General features: G+C 68.6%; 1 protein-coding gene. It reads right to left on the reverse strand.

Annotated features, from left to right (window positions below; genetic code table 11):
- On the reverse strand, positions 1–1,786 hold a 1,786-nt coding region (locus A5694_RS14570), incomplete at both ends, for a DUF4118 domain-containing protein (RefSeq protein WP_064922538.1).

Consider the following 1,786-nt stretch of genomic DNA (forward strand, 5'->3'; position numbering starts at 1 on the left):
GTGCGGCCAGGTCCACCACCATGGTCAACCCGCCACCTGGTGTCTCCGTCGCCGAGATGGTGCCCCCCATCGCCTCGGTGAAACCCCGTGCCACCGAGAGTCCCAGCCCCACACCGCTGGTGTTGTCGCGATCGCCGAGGCGCTGGAAGGGGTCGAACACGTGTAACTCGCCGCCGCGGGGCAGCCCGCGGCCCTCGTCGGCGACGTTGAGCAGAACCCGGTCGCCGAGTTGACACGCGGTGACCCGCACCGGGCCCTCCGGCGCATAACGCAGGGCATTATCCAGCAGGTTGGCCAGCACCCGCTCCAACAGTCCCGGGTCGGCCAGCGCCACCGCATCGCCGACATCGACTCTGACTCGGTCGATGCCCGAACGGAAGAAGCCGGTCTTGCCCCGGCCGATGCTGACCAGCGCTCGTTGCACGGCTTCCTCCAGATACACCCGGCCCAGTTCGGGGTGCACCACCCCGGCGGCCAGCCGGGATGAGTCAAGCAGATTGCCCACCAGGGCGGTGAGCTGGTCGATCGACTCCTCAACGGTGGCAAGCAGTTCGGTGGTGTCTTGCGGTGAGAACCAGACGTCGTCGGCGCGCAGGCTCGACACCGCCGCTTTGGCTGCCGCCAGCGGGGTACGCAGATCGTGACTGACCGCCGACAGCAGCGAGCGGCGCAGTTCGTCGGCCCGCATGACGGCCTCGGCGCGGTTGGCCTCTGCGGTCAACTCGCGCTGCCGGATCAATCCGGCCGCCTGCTTGGCCACCGCGGACAGTACCCGGCGATCACGGGCTGCCAACTGTTTTCCGGCGAGAAGCATCCAGAACTCGTCGTCACCGACTTCGATTGCGGTGTCGGCGGACTCGACCGTCGTACACGGCTCGTTTCCGGCCGCGGCGACGACCGCCTCGCCGGCCTTCTGACCGTCTAAGGTGCGCACTCGCAGGATGCTCACCGCGCGCAGGGCGTAGGTCTCTCGGACGCGTTCCAGTAGCGTCTCCGGGTCTGCGCCCCGCAACACCGACCCGGCGAACAGGGCCAGTAGCTCCGCTTCACCCGAGGCGCGGCCGGCTTCCCTGGCGCGTTCGGCGGCGCGGTCCACCAACCCCGAGACCGCGACCGCGACCAGCAGCAGCACGATTTCGGTGATCGCCGAATCGGTTTCGGCGATGGTGAAACTGTGTCGGGGGTCGATCAGGAAGTAGTTGAGCAGCAGGCCCGAGACCACAGCCGACAGCATTGCGGGGGCGACGCCGCCGAGGAGGGCGACCACCAGCACGCCGACGAAGAACAGCGCGCTCTCTCCGCCTAGGCGCAGCACCGGATCCAGCCATGCGGTTGTGATCCAGCAGACTAGCGACGGCACGAGCACCGCCGCTAGCCATGGCAGCACACGGCGTTGCCGAGCCGAGAGCGCTCCGCCGCGAAAGCCTTGCCCGGACTCTTCATGAGTCACTATGTGGACATCGATCTTCCCGGACAGCCGCACCACCGTCGCACCGATACCCTCGTCGAGCAAACGTGCCCAGCGGGACCGCCGCGACGTCCCGATCACCAGCTGGGTGGCGTTGACGTCCCGGGCGAAATCCAACAGCGCGGTCGGCACATCGTCGCCGACGACGACGTGCAGCGAGACGCCGAGGCTGGCCGCCAACTCGCGGATCTTGCCGATCCGGGCATCGGGCAAGGGCGAGCGCCCGTCACCGCGCAGCACGTGCAGCGCCAGCAACTCGGCGCTGGACTTCGACGCGATCCGCGAGGCTCGGCGGACCAGTGTCTCGGACTCCGGGCC

Source organism: Mycolicibacter sinensis (assembly GCF_001667945.1).
GTDB lineage: Bacteria > Actinomycetota > Actinomycetes > Mycobacteriales > Mycobacteriaceae > Mycobacterium > Mycobacterium sinense_B.